This is a genomic window from Streptomyces sp. SCA2-17 (assembly GCF_044336695.1).
Map to the genome: position 1 here is coordinate 1,641,604 of NZ_CP117521.1, position 15,462 is coordinate 1,657,065.

Annotated in this window: 15 protein-coding genes and 2 pseudogenes; 4 read left to right on the top strand and 13 right to left on the bottom strand. The window is 71.2% G+C overall.

Annotation, left to right across the window (positions count from 1 at the left end; translation table 11 throughout):
• Window positions 1–135 precede the first annotated feature (135 nt).
• Window positions 136–393, bottom strand: coding sequence for a type II toxin-antitoxin system RelE family toxin (locus PS271_RS07310; RefSeq protein ID WP_398381150.1), 258 nt, complete (start codon window positions 391–393; stop codon window positions 136–138).
• Window positions 390–692 (bottom strand): hypothetical protein, encoded by a 303-nt coding sequence (locus PS271_RS07315; protein WP_398381152.1) that lies wholly within the window; start codon window positions 690–692, stop codon window positions 390–392. Before PS271_RS07315 ends, PS271_RS07310 begins: the two co-directional genes overlap by 4 nt.
• 249 nt (window positions 693–941) lie before the next feature.
• Here PS271_RS07315 and PS271_RS07320 point away from each other — a divergent pair, with 249 nt between their 5' ends.
• Window positions 942–3,017 (top strand): phosphatase PAP2 family protein, encoded by a 2,076-nt coding sequence (locus PS271_RS07320; RefSeq protein WP_398381154.1) that lies wholly within the window; start codon window positions 942–944, stop codon window positions 3,015–3,017.
• Between the two features lie 84 nt (window positions 3,018–3,101).
• On the opposite strand, the gene PS271_RS07325 is transcribed toward PS271_RS07320, so the two are convergent.
• The 4 genes from PS271_RS07325 to PS271_RS07340 form a co-directional block, all read right to left on the bottom strand.
• Window positions 3,102–3,803, bottom strand: a complete 702-nt coding sequence (locus tag PS271_RS07325) for a hypothetical protein (RefSeq protein ID WP_398381156.1) — start codon at window positions 3,801–3,803, stop codon at window positions 3,102–3,104.
• Window positions 3,800–4,408, bottom strand: a complete 609-nt coding sequence (locus PS271_RS07330; protein ID WP_398381158.1) for a DUF6114 domain-containing protein — start codon at window positions 4,406–4,408, stop codon at window positions 3,800–3,802. The genes PS271_RS07325 and PS271_RS07330 overlap by 4 nt, the downstream gene beginning before the upstream one ends.
• Before the next feature lies 1 nt (window position 4,409).
• On the bottom strand, window positions 4,410–5,030 hold the full coding sequence (locus PS271_RS07335; RefSeq protein WP_398381160.1) for a DUF6230 family protein: 621 nt from the start codon (window positions 5,028–5,030) through the stop codon (window positions 4,410–4,412).
• A 237-nt stretch (window positions 5,031–5,267) separates the two neighbouring features.
• A complete protein-coding gene (locus tag PS271_RS07340; protein ID WP_398381162.1) occupies window positions 5,268–6,512 on the bottom strand; it encodes a cytochrome P450 in 1,245 nt (414 codons plus the stop codon).
• Between the two features lie 344 nt (window positions 6,513–6,856).
• On the opposite strand from PS271_RS07340, the gene PS271_RS07345 reads away from it, so the two are divergent.
• Window positions 6,857–8,026, top strand: a complete 1,170-nt coding sequence (locus PS271_RS07345) for a steroid 3-ketoacyl-CoA thiolase (protein ID WP_398381164.1) — start codon at window positions 6,857–6,859, stop codon at window positions 8,024–8,026.
• Between the two features lie 78 nt (window positions 8,027–8,104).
• Window positions 8,105–8,545: a GNAT family N-acetyltransferase gene (locus tag PS271_RS07350; protein WP_398381166.1), complete on the top strand. Its 441-nt coding sequence runs from the start codon at window positions 8,105–8,107 to the stop codon at window positions 8,543–8,545.
• Window positions 8,546–8,621: 76 nt separating this feature from the next.
• Here the strand turns inward: PS271_RS07350 and PS271_RS07355 are convergent, their stop codons facing one another.
• From PS271_RS07355 to PS271_RS07375, 5 genes and pseudogenes are all read right to left on the bottom strand, one after another.
• Window positions 8,622–9,368, bottom strand: a complete 747-nt coding sequence (locus tag PS271_RS07355; protein WP_398381168.1) for a hypothetical protein — start codon at window positions 9,366–9,368, stop codon at window positions 8,622–8,624.
• Window positions 9,369–9,627: 259 nt separating this feature from the next.
• Window positions 9,628–10,079, bottom strand: a pseudogene (locus PS271_RS07360) (NUDIX domain-containing protein).
• A gap of 17 nt (window positions 10,080–10,096) precedes the next feature.
• Window positions 10,097–10,411: a putative quinol monooxygenase gene (locus PS271_RS07365; protein WP_398381170.1), complete on the bottom strand. Its 315-nt coding sequence runs from the start codon at window positions 10,409–10,411 to the stop codon at window positions 10,097–10,099.
• Between the two features lie 33 nt (window positions 10,412–10,444).
• Window positions 10,445–11,005: pseudogene (locus PS271_RS07370) on the bottom strand (GntR family transcriptional regulator); the annotation flags it as partial.
• A gap of 69 nt (window positions 11,006–11,074) precedes the next feature.
• Complete coding sequence (locus tag PS271_RS07375; RefSeq protein ID WP_398386723.1) at window positions 11,075–12,415, bottom strand: NsdA family TPR-like regulatory protein; 1,341 nt, start codon at window positions 12,413–12,415, stop codon at window positions 11,075–11,077.
• Window positions 12,416–12,549: 134 nt separating this feature from the next.
• On the opposite strand from PS271_RS07375, the gene PS271_RS07380 reads away from it, so the two are divergent.
• Window positions 12,550–12,903, top strand: a complete 354-nt coding sequence (locus PS271_RS07380) for a hypothetical protein (RefSeq protein ID WP_398381172.1) — start codon at window positions 12,550–12,552, stop codon at window positions 12,901–12,903.
• Window positions 12,904–12,925: 22 nt separating this feature from the next.
• Here PS271_RS07380 and PS271_RS07385 read toward each other — a convergent pair whose 3' ends face one another.
• Together PS271_RS07385 and PS271_RS07390 are read right to left on the bottom strand one after the other, a co-directional pair.
• Window positions 12,926–13,279, bottom strand: coding sequence for a hypothetical protein (locus tag PS271_RS07385; RefSeq protein ID WP_398381174.1), 354 nt, complete (start codon window positions 13,277–13,279; stop codon window positions 12,926–12,928).
• Window positions 13,280–13,312: 33 nt separating this feature from the next.
• Window positions 13,313–15,409, bottom strand: a complete 2,097-nt coding sequence (locus tag PS271_RS07390) for an MDR family MFS transporter (RefSeq protein WP_398381176.1) — start codon at window positions 15,407–15,409, stop codon at window positions 13,313–13,315.
• Window positions 15,410–15,462 lie beyond the last annotated feature (53 nt).

Below are 15,462 nucleotides of genomic sequence, written 5' to 3' on the forward strand. Positions count from 1 at the left end.
GCCCAGGAACGGTGGGAAGAGGAGGCAGCGCCGGTCATGACGGCATGCTCGCACGGGCGGTTTCACGGGCGCGTCCGAATTATGGGCAGCGGCCGCTCCACGAACGGACCAGTCCCCATGGCCGACGCGGACCGCTCAGGACACCGCCGTGCTGCCGATGAGCAGGAGCGTGACGGAGACGTGGTCGCCGTCGATCTCGTACATCGCCCTGTACTTGCCGATACGTAACCGCCAGGTGTCCGTGCCACCGAGCTGTACGGCGTCGGACGGACGCGGGTTGCGGGCGAGGCCGTTGACCGCATCGGCGAACGGCTTGACCGCATCCCCATCGCGCTGGCGCAGGGCACGCATGGTGCGAGCCGTGTTGTTGGCCCAGATCAGGGTGTACGTCACGACGCCTGTGCCTCGCTGATCACGGTCGTGGCCTCGTCGTGGGTCATGGTGCGGCCGTCGGACTCCTCGCGGGCGACCTCGATGAGGTGAAGATCCGCGGCGTCCTCCAGCGCCGCCCGGGCAGCCTCGTCGTCCCCGGCCGTGTCCACGACGGCTTGCCGCCACCAGTCGTCCAGGAGCAGGCCTGCCGCGTCAGGGTGGTCGATGCGGCGCACCTCGTCCCAGAACCGCGGCTGGAGCTCCGGGCGCAGTGCGGCCGCGATGCCGCCGATAGTGCGGGGGATGTCGGGCAGATCCACGGGGCAGCGCCTTTCGTGTGGCGATGTGGCCGTTTCAGCCGGAGACGATACCGGCGTGGCGGCGCCCCCGGCGGACCTTCCCGCCCCCGTGCCCCCGAGCGCCCCGTCGGGTTTTGGCCATCCGGACGAAACGAAGGAAGTGCTCAGGTGACCCGGAGGTGACCTGCGTCTCTTCTTCAGGAGTCAGTAAGGTCTCAAAGAGCCCTACGAGGGTGACCGATCTGGGCGACCGGAGGAGCGGTGCGGGGCGTGGCGAATGCGCAGAGGGGCGGACTGGGAGGCCCGCCGCGGGAGGCGTCGAGGACCGGTCTCACCCTGGGCGTGCTGTGGCTGCTCGCCGCGCTGCTGGCCTTCCGTCAGGCCGCCGCGGTGCTGCGGCTGCCTCCCGAGCGGCGGTTCGGCGACCTCGGCCGGTGGATCGGTGACCACGGCGTCCTGCATGTAAGAGGCTCGCTCTACGCCACGGACGAGTTCACGGGTACCCCCTTCGAGGGGCTTGTGCTCAAGCCCCTGACGAAGGCCGCCGAGCAGGGACTCGGCATTTTCTGGACGTTCGGCACGCTCCTGCTGGTGGTCGCCCTGGCGCTCGTCGCCGCCCGTTCCCTGCCCGGCCCCGTGCCGCGCCGCACGGCGCTGCTCGCCGCACCCGTAGCGGTGATTCTCGCCGTCCTGTCGCTGCCCGTGCGGAACACGTTCACGCTCGGGCAGACGAGCATCCTGCCCGTCCTGCTGGTGCTCCTCGGCTGCTGCCCGCCCCGTCTCGCGCAGGGCTCCGGCCGGGCGAGCGGCCTGCTCGTCGGCCTCGCCGCGGCGCTTCAGCCCGCGGTGCTGCTGTTCGCCGCCCTGCAATGGCTGACGGGCCGCCGCCGCGCGGCCGCCGCCACCGGCGTCACCTTCGCGGCCTGCTCGGGGCTGGCGTGGATCCTCATGCCGGACGACTCGTGGACGTACTGGATCCACCACGTCGCAGGCAGAGGCCTCGGCCACGCCCCGGACGGCCTCGCCAACCAGTCCCTGCACGGCCTGCTGCTCCGCACCGGCCTGCACGGCCCGGCCGAACTCGCGCTGTACGGCGCGCTGGCCGCCGCGGTCACCGTGCTCGGCCTGCGCCGGGCCGCCCGCTACGCCCTCGACGGGCAGACGCTCCTCGCGACGGCCGTCGCGGGCTGCGCCGCGGTCGCCGTCTCGCCGACAGCCTGGCAGCACCAGCAGCTGTGGATCCTGCTCGCGGTCGTCGGCCGCGTGGGCAGGCGCCGCGCCGACCGCCTGGTGTGGCCCGTACTCGTCGTGCTCGTCATGACGCTCACGAGCACCGTGCTGATGCCGGACAACAACCCGTTCCTGAGCCCTCTCGGCGACAACGCCCCGCTGCTGACCGCGCTCCTCGCGGCCTGCGTGGTGCCGTTCCTGCCCCGCACCGCGGAGGGCTGGGCGCGGCCGGTGCCGACGCCGGTGACCGAGCCGCAGCGGGGCCGGTTCTCCTGGGTGCCGCTGTTCCGCTTCTGGCGGCGGCCGCTGACCCGGCCGAACGTCCTGCTGGAGCTGATGCTGCTCCGCGTCGGCTACTGGTTCTACATGTTCATCCGCTCCCGGGCCCCGGACGAGCGCTTCCCGGCGGAGGCGCACGGCCGGCAGATCCTCCGCGCCGAGGAGTTCCTGCACATCGACGTCGAGCGCGGCTTCAACCACTTCGTGGCGGGCAGCGGCCGGCTCACCGGCGCCATGAACTACTACTACGGCACCTTCCACTTCCTGGTGCCGGTCGCCCTGCTGGTCTACCTCTACGTGCGCCGGCCCGGCACGTACCGCTGGGCCCGCACCGCGCTGTCCCTGGCCACCCTGATCGCGCTCGCCGGCTTCTGGGCCTATCCGCTGGCGCCGCCGCGGCTGATGCCGGGCCTCGGCTTCATCGACACGGTCAACGGCCCGCAGGACCTGGACAACCCCGAGTTCGGTGCGCTCACGGAGCTCGCCAACCAGTACGCGGCCATGCCGTCGCTGCACATCGGCTGGTCGCTGTGGTGCGGCATCGTGTTCGCCGTCGTCGCGCCGAAGCCGTGGATGAAGTACCTCGGCATGCTCTATCCGCTGCTGACGCTCTCGGTGATCGTCGGCACCGCCAACCACTACGTGCTCGACGCGGTCGGCGGTGCCCTGGTCGTCCTGGCCGGCTTCGCGATCCAGTACGTGCTGAGCGGTCCCGGCCGGCCGGTGTTCGGGAAGGTGCCGGCGGCGCGCGGCGAGAGCGATCCGCTGCCGGCGGCGGGGGCCGTGGAGGGCCCGGGCAGCACGGGGGCGGCGCCTACGCACGCGGCGAAGGGCTGACCCGCGGCCCCGGCCGGGGACACGGGGCCGGCCGGCCGCTCAGCCGCTCAGCGCCGGGTGCTCAGGGCCCACTCGCTTACTCGCTTACTCGCTCACCGTGATCTGGGAGCCCGGGTCGGTGGTGTCCGTGATGTCGTAGACGGCGTTGAAGACGGACGTCGTCGCGCTCGTCGGACAGCCGAAGCCGCCCTCGACCTTCACCGGGACACCGGCGTTGGCGACGGTGAGCTTGGACGGGGAGCCGTTGGTGTAGGTCGCGACGATGTCCGCGGCCGCGGTCGGGGCCGCGGTGATGGTGCAGTTGGCCAGGCCGCTGGACTTCAGGACGAAGCCGCCGGTCGGGATGGTGAGGGTCGCGGAGATCGGCGACCCGTTCTGCATGGACACCTGCCACGCGCCGGACGTGGTGACGGTGGTGGTCACTCCGGGGAGGCTGGCGGTGCAGCCGGAGTACGTGGGGGCGTTGATGCCGCTGGCGACCGGGCCCGAGGGGTTCTGGTTGCCGGGCGCTTCCGGGATCCGGTTGCCGTCGGAGCCGTCCACCGGCCGGGAGCTGGAGGCCGTACACGTGGCCGTCACGGAACCGGCCTTGAAGGTGGCCTTCCCGTTGAGCGTGGCCGCGAAGGAGTGGCCGGCCGGGGTGACGGTGGTGGAGCCCGCCGCGGCCACCGCGGCCGCCGGGCCCGCCTGGGCGCCCGCCGCACCGGTCAGGGTCAGGGCAGCGGTGACGGCCAGCCCGGCGCCGCAGGCGAGAACGGCGCGGGGGCGGAGTCTGCGAGGGGTCATCGGGTCTCCTTGGGTGGGAGGTGTGGGTGGTGCGGGAGGTGCGCGGGGGGAGCGTCGTGAGGGCCGGGGTGCGGCGCGCCGGGGGGCGGCACGAGCCCCGGTTCCGCTTCCGGCGCCGGTGATGACGCTGACTCCGACGCCGGCTCCGGCTCCGGCTCCGGCGCCACCGGCTGCCACGCGAAGACCATCCCCCCGCCGATCACGCCGAGGATCGTGCCGAAGAGGAACCCGCCGAGGTTCGACATCACCAGCGCCGCGGCCGCGATCATGACGGTCACCACCCCGGCGAGGGACCGGTACTGCGGCGCGAACCACGCGCTCAGCCCCATCAGGACCATGACCAGGCCCATCAGGACCGAGGGGATGCCCGCGACCCCCTGGTGGAGCATGATCTTCAGCGGCGCGAGGGGGATGGCGGAGATCTCCGCCCCGGCGAGCACGGTGGCGAGGCCGCCCCAGAAGGGCCGCGCCTTGCGCCACCGGCGCCACGCGGCCCACGGGTGACGCCGGGGACGGGGTCGGACGGCGGCGGGCTCGGTGCCGGTACCTGCGCCAGTACCTGCGCCTATGCCGGGGCCGGGGCCGGTGCCGGTGCCGTCCGCCACGTCAGAAGCACTCCTGCTTGCCCTTGAAGATGTTCATCCGCAGCCCGGACAGCCTGAACGTTCCTGCGTTGGTCGCCCACGCGACCTGCCGGACCTTCTTCATGCTGACGTGGTCGGCCTGCTGGGCGAACAGGTCCTGGAGGCCCTGCGCACCGTCCGGGCCCTTGTCGAGCGTGGAGGCGTCGCGGCCGATCTCGATGTTCTTGAACTCGGCGTCGCCGCCGAGCTGGGTGGCGTCGATGAAGAGGTTGCTGGCCTTGACCGGGGTGCCGCTGCCGCCCGCCGTCAGGTTGAGCGAGATGTCGCCGATGACGGGCAGGTGGGTGACCACGGACTGGCAGAGCTTCTTCAGCTCGGCCTCCTTGATCGCGGTGATCGCGACGGGCAGCAGGTCGCCGCGCGCGTTGGTGTCCACGCTGCCGTACTGCGCGAAGCCGTCGCCCTCCAGGCTGTCGGCCGAGACCTTGAACTCCTGCCCCGACACGGCGAACGAGGCCGCGAGGGCTCCTTCGGCCAGTGCCACGGCCAGCGCCGCCGTCGCCGCGAAGCCGGGCACGGCCAGGACGGCGAACCTGCGCCACCTGACCCGTCCCGTGACCGGTCTGCCTTGCGCGTCGTTCATGCTGATCGTCCCCTCGGAGAGCCTCGGATGAGCGCTGCCGGGCGGGCGGCCTCCGTGCGGCACGGGGCCGGTGATGTCACGGGCGTACGGCGTGACGGGCCTGCCCGGAAGGTGTACCCGAGAGTAAGTCCGGGACCGTTGGCGGACAAGGTCCCGGTACGGACTATTCCCGTACACGCAAAGGAAATTGACGATCCGTCATCAGTGGATCAGCGGAGGCCGGCCCGGCGGACGGGGCTACGCGTACCGCACCCGCATCTCCTTGATGCCGTTCAGCCATGCCGACCTCAGCCGCCGCGGCTCCCCGGCGAGCCGGATGCCCGGGAGGGCGTCGGCCACCGCGTGGAAGATGAGGTCGATCTCCAGCGCGGCCAGCGAGCGGCCGAGGCAGAAGTGCGGTCCGCCGCCGCCGAAGCCGAGGTGCGGGTTGGGGTCGCGGGTGATGTCGAAGGCCTCGGGGGCGTCGAAGACCTCCGGGTCGTGGTTGGCGGAGGCGTAGAAGAGCCCTACGCGCTGGCCCGCGCGGATGCGGGCGCCGCCGAGTTCGGTGTCGCGCGTGGCCGTGCGCTGGAAGGAGACGACGGGCGTCGCCCAGCGGACGATCTCCTCCGCGGCGGTCGCGGGACGCTCGCGCTTGTAGAGCTCCCACTGGTCGGGGTGGGTGAGGAAGGCGTGCATGCCGTGGCTGATGGCGTTGCGCGTGGTCTCGTTGCCGGCGACGGCCAGCAGCAGCACGAAGAAGCCGAATTCGTCGGAGGCCAGGTTGCCCTCGTCCTCGGCGGCGACCAGCCGGCTGACGATGTCCCGCGCCGGGCACTCCTTGCGCGCGGCGGCCAGGTTCATCGCGTACGAGATGAGCTCCCCCGCGGCGTGCGCGCCGACTTCCTCGGTGATGGCCAGTTCGGGGTCGTCGTAGGCGATCATCTTGTTGGACCAGTCGAAGATTCTGGCCCGGTCCTCCTGCGGGACGCCGATGAGCTCGGCGATCGCCTGGAGGGGCAGTTCACAGGCGATGTCGGTGACGAAGTCGCCGCTGCCGCGCTCCCTCGCCTCCGCGACGATCGCGGTGGCGCGCTCGCGCAGGGCCGTCTCCAGGGCCCGTATCGCGCGCGGAGTGAAGCCGCGCTGCACGATCTGGCGGACGCGGGTGTGCTCGGGCGGGTCCATGTTGAGCATGATGAGCCGCTGGACGTCGATCTGGTCGCGGGATATGTGCTCGTTGAAGCGGATGATCGAGGTGTTGGCGGAGGCGGAGTAGAGGTCGGGCCGGGTGGAGACCTCCTTGACGTCCGCGTGCCGGGTGACGGCCCAGTAGCCGTCGTCGTCGAAGCCCGCCACGCCGTGGGGCTGGGCCACCCACCACACGGGCGCGGTGCGGCGCAGCGCGGCGAACTCCGGGAGCGGGACGCGGCGATGGTTGACGTCGGGGGCGGTGGGGTCGAAGTCTTTGTCGAAGTCTTCGGGGAGCGCGGGGCAGGACATCGGTCCTCCATGAGGCGTCGGCAGCGGGGAGACGCCGCGGACGGCGGAGCGCGTCCACCTGCCTGACGGGTCAGCCTGCCTGACGGGACGTTCTGACGATCCTGACGGCCTGACGCGTCCGCACGCCTGATGGGCCATCAGGTATACCCGCCTCGACGGTAATGACGGGCCCGGCGGGCGGCAAGGGAGGGCGCGGGGCCATCTGTCGCACGCCCGGCACGTGCGCGACCCTTGCTTACCGGGGGTAGCGCTCATAAGACTGCGAACGGAAGAGCGGAACAAGAACGTGTTCTTGTTTGCCGGGGGCGCCGGGACGCCCAGCGGATGCCACGAGAGGACGAACCATGGCCGCGGAACCCGTCATCGTCGAAGCCGTACGGACCCCCATCGGCAAGCGCGGAGGCACGCTCGCGAACCTCCACCCCGCCTATCTGCTGGGCGAGACCTACCGCGAGGTCCTCGCCCGCACCGGGATCCAGCCGGACTGCGTGGAGCAGGTCGTCAGCGGCACGGTCACCCACGCCGGCGAGCAGTCCATGAACCCCGCGCGCACCGCCTGGCTGGCCATGGGCCTGCCCTACGAGACCGCCGCGACCACCGTCGACTGCCAGTGCGGCTCCTCGCAGCAGGCCAACCACCTCGTCGCCAACATGATCGCGTGCGGTGTCGTCGACGTCGGCATCGCGTGCGGCGTGGAGGCGATGTCCCGGGTGCCGCTCGGCAGCGGCTCCAAGCACGGGCCGGGCAAGCCGTTCCCCGACGAGTGGAGCGTCGACCTGCCCAACCAGTTCGAGGCCGCCGAGCGCATCGCCCGCAAGCGCGGCCTGACCCGCGAGAGGGTCGACGAGCTCGGCCTCCTCTCCCAGCAGCGGGCCGCCCGCGCCTGGGCGGAGGAGCGCTTCAAGCGGGAGACCTTCGCCGTCCAGGTGCCCACGACGGAGGAGGAGCAGTACGCCGGGCAGGGCATGTGGCGGCTCGTCGACCGCGACGAGGGGTTACGCGACACGAGCACCGAAGCCCTCAGCCGCCTCAAGCCTGTCATGCCGAGCGCCGTTCACACCGCCGGCAACGCCTCCCAGATCTCGGACGGCGCCTGCGCCCTGATGTGGGCGTCCAAGCGGATGGCCCGCGCCCTGAAGCTGCGGCCCCGGGCCCGCATCGTCGCCCAGGCGCTCGTCGGGGCCGACCCGCACTTCCACCTCGACGGGACGATCGACGCGACGCGTGCCGTCCTCGGCAAGGCGGGCATGTCGCTGCGCGACATCGACCTGGTGGAGATCAACGAGGCGTTCGCGTCGGTCGTCCTGTCCTGGACCCAGGTCTTCGAACAGGACCTCCAGAAGGTCAACGTCAACGGCGGCGCGATAGCCCTGGGCCACCCGGTCGGCGCGACGGGCGCCCGGCTGATCACGACGGCGCTGCACGAACTGGAGCGGGCGGACAAGGAGTTCGCGCTGATCACGATGTGCGCGGGCGGGGCGCAGGCGACGGGGACGATCATTCAGCGGCTGTGAGCTCCGCCCTTCTCTCCCGTGAGTGATCGGTAATACCCTCAGCGGCACTGGATCTATTACCGATCGATCGGGGGAGCTGTGATCAGACGGGCGACGGCGGCCGACGCCGTACACCTCACGGAACTGGTGCGCGGATCGGGCGCGTACCAGGGCGGCTACGCGGCGATGGTCGAGGACTACGAGGTCACCGCGGCGTACGTGGCGGAGAACGAGGTGTACGTGGCGGCGGGGGCGGACGGGCGGTTGCTCGGCTTCTACGCGCTGCTCCTCGGCCCGCCCGCCGAACTGGACCTCATGTTCGTCGCGGACGACGCCCAGGGCCTGGGCGTGGGCCGCCGCCTGGCCGCCCACATGCGGGAACGGGCCCGGGGGGCGGGCCTGGCGTCCGTACGCGTCGTCTCCCACCCACCGTCGGAGGGCTTCTACCGGAGCGTGGGCGCGGTCCGGGTCGGAACGGTGCCGGCAGCGCTGCCGAGGATCACGTGGGAACGGCCGGAGCTGCGGTTCGCGCTGGAGTGAGCACACGGTTCCCGAGCCCGGGGCCGGGGCCGGCGGGTCGGCCGCCGGCGGCGCGGCGGACCCGCCGGCCGGCTGTTCAGGCCACCGAGAGTGACTTGACGCCGGACAGGAGGGGGATGAGGGAGTAGTTCCCGTCTCCCGAACCGCACGACACCTGGGTGTCAGCCGTATTGGAGACGTTCGTCCCCGTCGCGAACCGCCCGTCGCCACCCGTCACCACCGTCGTGAAGTGGTCGGTGGCTGAGGAGGAGTAGTACACGCACTGATGCAGGTTCGCGTGGCTCCCCGAGGTGAGGTCAAGTGCCTTCACGCCAGACAGGAGAGGGACCAGAGAATAGTTCCCGTCCCCCGAACCGCAGGACGGCTGGGTGTCAGCCGTATTGGAGACGTTCGTCCCCGTCGCGAACCGCCCGTCGCCGCCTGTCACCACGGTCGTGAAGTGGTTGGTGGCCGACGGCGAGTAGTACACGCACTGATGCAGGTTCAGGTAGCGCCCCGAAGCGAGGTTCAGCGCTTTGACGCCCGACAGGAGGGGGACCAGCGAGTAGTTCCCGTCTCCCGAACCGCAGGACGGTTGGGTGTCGGCGGTAGGCGAGACGTTCGTCCCCGCCGCGAACCGCCCGTCGTTGCTCGGCACCACCGTCGTGAGGTGGTTGGTGGCCGAGGGCGAGTAGTACACGCACTGGTGCAGGTTCAGGTAGCCCGAGGCCGCAGCCTGCGCCTGCCGGGGCTGCGCGGAGGCCGGGGCGGGCGCCGTCATGCCCGCGAAGGCACACACACCCGCCGCGGCCGCGACCACGGGCTTCCACACACGTCTGATCACCGATCGCAGCATTCCTGGTTCCTCCCCAATACCTCAGCGGTACCGGACGCCCCGGCCCGCGACGCAACAGGCCCAGGAGACCACCGTCAGCGACGGAAAGTAACGGGGCGAACGCTACGGCCCTCCCATTAAGTGACGGCTCGACCAGCTTTACGTAACCGTCGGCAAGACGCCCGAGGTTTGCTCCGGCGAATTTCGCGCAGCGACTCGTTGCGGTCCTGGGGCGTAGGGGACTGGCCACGCGACCCGTCGGACCTGCCTAGGCCGGCATCAACCGCTGTCCGTCGTGAATCCGCACGTGCGGGGCGTCGTCACTGAGCGCGTCCAGCAACCGCACGGCCTGGGCTTCCGCCATCCTCGCGGCCACCTCGCCGGGGTCAGCCAGGAGACGGCGACGGACTCGTCCGAGGTACGTTCGCTGCCGCCGACAGGGGTGCAGCGGAAGACAAGTGCGACGACTCCGCGCGCCATGTTCTTGTACACGCCGGTCAGCCGCTCCACCCGCACCTCAACACCGGTTTCCTCCAGCACCTCCCGCCGGGCCCCGGCCGTCGGCGACTCCGCCATCTCCAGCACACCACCGGGCAGTTCCCAGTGCCCGTTGTCAGCGCGCTTGATGGCGAGTAGACGCCCGTCCTCGCGCACCACGGCTCCCGCCACGGAGACGGAGTGGAGCGGCCGGGAGCCGACGGTCCGGTCTGCTGCGCTCATGGGGCTGGGCAGCCCTGTCATGCTGACGGCTTCCCGTCGAGACGTTCCAGGAAGGTCACCTCGGTCTCGGCCACGAACTGCTCGCGGGCTTCGAGGAAGTGCCGGGTGTGCGGCTGCTGCTCGTGGGCCTCGAACGCGGCGCGGTCCTCGTACAGCTCGTAGAAGATCCGTACGAGCGGCTCACCGAGCACGCGGTGGTTCACGTAGACGACCGTGCCCTTCTCGTGCTGCCGGATTCCCTCCAGCGTCCGGGACACCAGCGCGTCGAAGGCCTCCCCGGTGTCCGCGTCGCGCAGCGTGAAACGTACGACCAGGCCGAATCCTGGGGTCATGTGTCTCCTCCTGGGTGGGGCAAGCGGGCCGGGCTAGTTGCCGAACTCGTACTCCAGCACGTACGACGCCGAGTCCAGCGTCATCTCGTTGAGCTCGACCGCCCGGCCGCCGTCGGCGAACGCCGTCCGGCAGATCAGAATCACGGGAGTGCCGGGCGTCAACCCGAGTTGGTTCGCCTCGTCCGCCGACGGCATGCGGCAGCGGATCTCCTCACGGAAGCGCACCGGCTCAGCCCCGAGCTCCGCCAGCCGTGCGTAGATGCCTCCCGGGCCGGTGTTCTCCTGCCGGATCAGGGATCCGGCCACGAGGCCGGCGGGAAGGTACGACGTGGAGAGCAGAACGGGCCGCCCGTCGAGAACGAAGCGCCGACTCCGCACGCAGACAGCGCTCTCCGGAACCAGCCCCAGAGCCGCAGCCACATGTGCCGACGCCGGCCGTTCCGTGACCTCGATACACTCCACCGTGACATCGCGCGCCTCGGTATCCGCCGACCAGACGGATCGACCGGCGGCCCAGGTGCCTTCCGTCAGCCGCTGGATACTCCGCCGCCGGATCGGCTCGAACGACTGCCCCGTCATGCTGACGGCTTCCCGTCGAAGGCCTCCGCGGACCCTATGGGCATGGTCTTTCTCCTCCGGGGTGGGGCTTCGGTAGAGGCCGGGCTACACAGCAACGGGGCGCTTTATGGTCATGGCGCGGTCGTAGAGCTCGCGGGCTTTGGCGTTCTTGAGGTGGGGGCGGATGAGGGCGCGCATCTTCCGGACGCGGTCGTCACAGGCCGCAGAGTGCACGAGCGGATAGTCGTCCAGGACGCTGTGCCACGTCGTGCAGGCGGCCTCCAGGTGGCCGATCTCCAGTTGCCGCTCCGCCGTCATGGACCGGAAGCGGACGCGGCTCCGACGGTGATCGCTGCGCCGCAGCTTCTGCGAGTCCTCCATCGTCGTGATGGATCCCCGTACGTCGCCGAGGCCGTATTTCACCTGGCTGACGTGGTACAGCAGCGAAGAGGGGCCGTAGGAGCCGAACGCCTTCTCGCGGGCCTCGGCCTTCTCCATCGCGACCTCGGCTTCTTTGATGTAGAGCAGCGCGTTGTGCCGGTCTCCCGCCAGCGCGGCCGAGTGGGCCTGCTGCCCGGCGAGGAAGGCTCGCATGCGGGGCCCGGCCTGCGGTGAGGCGGCTGCCGCTGCGTCCGCGAGGCGTACTGCTGGTGCTGCGTGACCGAGGTCGACGGCCTGGACGCTCATCCCGCGCAGGGTCGTGCAGTACGTGAGGTAGTCGGTGGCCGCACCGGCCAGTTCCAGGGCACGCGTGTAGTAGCTCTGCGCGAGGCCGTGAAATCCCTCATCCACCGCCATCCAGCCCGTGAGGTAGGACAGATCCGCTGCGGCCGACAGCATTCCCTGCCGGACGTCGGCCGCGGCATCCGCCTGTAGGTAGGCGGCCACGGTGTTCACCATGAAGGCCGCGGCCATGGGGCGCGCGTGACGCCCGCCGAACTGGTCGTCGAGGTCAGAGATCCGCTCCGTCATGGCGATGACCATGTCGACCTCCAGCCAGCCGATGTGCGTGGCCCTGCCCTTCTGGACGGCCTCCGCCCGGCCGACGACGTCCTGCCAGCCCGGAATCGTCAGCGCCACGGAGAACAGGCCGGCGCCCAGGACGCCCCGCCGGGACGGGTCCATGTCCAGCCGCCCGAGGTCGACCAGCCCTTCCACGGTGTCCGCGGGCGCGGCGGTCTTCCGCTCGGGCGCGGGGAACCCCGCTTCGGCGTGCGTCACGGGGCGGCCCAGCTTGCGGGCCAGGGCCTCCAGGACGAGGGGCCGTACGGTCTTCCTCGGTAGCGTTCCCATCAGCCAGTGGTGGACGGACGACTCGTCGTACTTCACGGGTGTTCCGGTCTCGGTCCCCAGCCGGTTGACCGCCATGGCGAACTGACGGTAGGTCCAGCGGCTCTCGCCCAGGAGCCTCGCCAAGCCTGCGTTCTCCCGCTCTCCCACACCCATCAACTCCACACGCTCTTGCGGACTTTCAAGGGCTTCAAGTGCCAGTTCTCCGCCCACGGTACCGCGCCGCGCAGCCGCCCGGTTACGTAGCCGTACGGGCAGGTCAGGCAGCATTTCGCAGGAGGAACGACGTCGTGACGTATCGAGTGGGCGCGTACGTGGTGGACACCCGGGAGGACAGGGTTGCCCAGGTGATCGGGCACCGGGGCGCCCGGGTTCAGGTGCGTGCGCCCGGTGGCGGGGCCGAGTGGGAGGTGCCCGCGTCCGCGCTGCGGTTGGCCATGGCGCAGGAGCGGGAGGCGGTCCGGCTTCTGGCCAACCGCGACCGCGCGCCCGCGCCGAGAGGCTGTGCCCGGTGTGCCGAGCTGGAGGCGGCCTGGCGGGCGGCGTGTGCGGCGACCGGGGAGCGGACGGTCACGACCGGCTGGGCCCTGAACCGGTTCCGCAACCACTGGCGGCTGGACCACGTCGGCTCACCCGGCGTGTGACCGTCACCGGCCGGCAACACGCTCAAGCACTCGCCGTGCGGGCCTCCGTGAGGACCGCCAGGAGCTCGTCCATGGCCGCGCGCCACGCCTGGTCGTCGCGGTCAAGGGTCTGGACCGTCCGCTCGGCGGCACGGCGCCGGGCCAGCAGGTCAGGGCGGCGCTCGACCTCTACCTCGCCTGCCCAGATCGTCATCCAGCCGCGGATCGGGCCGAGGCTGTCGTGGCAGGCCGCGATGTGGAAGGCCTCGTTCTTCTGGCGCTCCATATCGTCCAGCCGGTGCGGGGCGAGCCGGGCGAGGGCGACGCGTAGAGCATCCGGAGTGCGCTCCGGGCGGGGCAGGAGTTCACTCACCGTGGGCTGTTCGCCTGCGCTCATGCGGACGAGGATAGGACGGGCGCGGCGGCACGGTCACTCGTCCTTCCCCCCGTCCCGCCACCTCTCGTGATCCCGCCGCGGCTGGGCCTCGCCTTTGTGGGGCTGTTCCTCGTCCGAGCCGCAGAGTTCGGTGTTGAGTTCGCGGACGAGGGCGTCGAGGTCCGTGGGGCGGTCGGGGGTCCACCAGTTGCCGAGGAGGTCGGCGAGGGAGGCTTCGCGGGCCTGGAAGAGGAGGCCGGCGACGCGGCGGCCCTCGTCGGTGGGGACGAGGGGGAGTCCCTCGCGGCGGGCCAGGCCGCGGACCTCCAGCTGGATGGCGGCCTCGGTGACGGTGCGCAGGGGGATGTCGACGCGCTCGGCGAGGATGGACGGTTCGACGGAGCCGTAGCGGTTCATGCGGAGCAGCATCCAGCTGGCCGCGGGCCGCAGGTCGAGCCCGGCGCGCTCGGTGATCACCTCGTAGATCTTCTTGCGGCCCTCGCGGCTGCCGAGGAGGGAGAGCGCGCGGGCGACCTCGTCGCGGGAGGAGCGTTCGACGGGGTTGCTGGAGATGACTTCGCTGGTGTCGGGCGCGGTGACGCTGCCGCGCAGTGGCTCTTCCCTGAGGAACCAGGCGAGGACGAAGGCGGCGAGGGCGGCGGGCACCGCGTAGATGAAGACGTCGGTGATCGAGTCGGAGTAGGCGGTGAGGACGCGCGCCCGCTCTCCCGGCGGCAGGGCGGAGACGGCGCGCGGGTCGGCCGAGAGCCGGTCCGCGCTGACGCCGGGGGGCAGCTTCGCGCCGGCGAGGGCGTCGGCGATGCGCGGCCCGAGCATGTTGGCGAAGATCGTGCCGAAGATGGAGACGCCGAAGGAGGCGCCGATGGAGCGGAAGAAGGTGGCTCCGGAGGTGGCGACGCCGAGGTCGCGGTAGGCGACGGCGTTCTGCACGATCAGGACGAGCACCTGCATGACGAGGCCGAGGCCGAAGCCGAAGACGAAGAAGTAGGCGCTCATCTCGGCGGTGCTGATGGCCGGGTCGAGCCGGTGGAGCAGGAGCAGGCCGACGGTCATGATGCCCGTGCCGGCGATGGGGAAGGCCTTGTAGTGGCCGGTGCGGCTGACGATCTGGCCGGAGCCGGTCGAGGCGATGAGCAGCCCGGCCACCATCGGCAGCATGTGCACGCCGGACAGCGTCGGCGAGACGCCCTGGACGACCTGGAGGAACGTCGGCAGGTACGTCATCGACCCGAACATCGCGAAGCCGACGACGAAGCCGATCACCGAGCAGAGCGAGAAGGCGTGGATGCGGAAGAGGCCGAGCGGCAGCACGGGCTCGGCGGCGCGCCGCTCCACCGCCACGAACGGCACGAGCAGCAGCACGCCCAGCACCCCGAGCCCGATGATCTGCCAGGACGACCAGGGGTACGTGACGCCGCCGAGCGAGGTCATCAGGACCAGGCAGGTGGCGACGGAGGCGATGAGGAACGTGCCGAGGTAGTCGATGCGGTGCGGGGTGCGGCGGGCGGGGATGTGCAGGACGGCGGCGATGGGGAAGAGGGCGACGACGCCGATGGGGAGGTTGATGTAGAAGACCCAGCGCCAGCTGAGGTGGTCCACGAACAGGCCGCCGAGCAGCGGGCCGAGCACGCTCGTGCCGCCGAAGACCGCGCCGAAGAGGCCCTGGTAGCGGCCGCGGTCCCGAGGCGGGACGATGTCGCCGACGATCGCCATCGACAGCACCATGAGCCCGCCGCCGCCCAGGCCCTGGAGGGCGCGGAAGGCGATGAGCTCGCCCATGTTCTGGGCGATGCCGCACAGCACGGAGCCGATCAGGAAGATGACGATGGCCGTCTGGAAGAGCTTCTTGCGCCCGTACTGGTCGCCGAGCTTGCCCCAGAGGGGGGTCGCGGCGGTGGAGGCGAGCAGGTACGCCGTGACGACCCACGAGAGGTGTTCGAGGCCGCCGAGGTCGCTGACGATGGTGGGCAGCGCGGTGGAGACGATCGTCTGGTCCAGGGCGGCCAGCAGCATGCCGAGCAGCAGCGCCCCGATCGCCACGAGGATCGTGCGCCGGGGCTGCCCCTCGCCGGGTACGGCAGCGGGCTCCGGCGCTGCGGCCACGGAGGGGCCAGGGGTGTCGTCCGCCATGGGCGCTCCCGGGTCTCCAGGGATCTCGCGGGATTCGCGGGCTCTCGCGTGCG

What these genes read in the sequence shown, in the direction of transcription:
- PS271_RS07325 (WP_398381156.1), bottom strand. Translation starts at nt 3,803, where the DNA reads ATGACCCCTCGCAGACTCCGCCCCCGCGCCGTTCTCGCCTGCGGCGCC.
- PS271_RS07335 (WP_398381160.1), bottom strand. Translation starts at nt 5,030, where the DNA reads ATGAACGACGCGCAAGGCAGACCGGTCACGGGACGGGTCAGGTGGCGC.
- PS271_RS07340 (WP_398381162.1), bottom strand. Translation starts at nt 6,512, where the DNA reads ATGTCCTGCCCCGCGCTCCCCGAAGACTTCGACAAAGACTTCGACCCC.
- PS271_RS07345 (WP_398381164.1), top strand. Translation starts at nt 6,857, where the DNA reads ATGGCCGCGGAACCCGTCATCGTCGAAGCCGTACGGACCCCCATCGGC.
- PS271_RS07365 (WP_398381170.1), bottom strand. Translation starts at nt 10,411, where the DNA reads ATGACCCCAGGATTCGGCCTGGTCGTACGTTTCACGCTGCGCGACGCG.
- PS271_RS07375 (WP_398386723.1), bottom strand. Translation starts at nt 12,415, where the DNA reads ATGGGTGTGGGAGAGCGGGAGAACGCAGGCTTGGCGAGGCTCCTGGGC.
- PS271_RS07385 (WP_398381174.1), bottom strand. Translation starts at nt 13,279, where the DNA reads ATGAGCGCAGGCGAACAGCCCACGGTGAGTGAACTCCTGCCCCGCCCG.
- PS271_RS07390 (WP_398381176.1), bottom strand. Translation starts at nt 15,409, where the DNA reads ATGGCGGACGACACCCCTGGCCCCTCCGTGGCCGCAGCGCCGGAGCCC.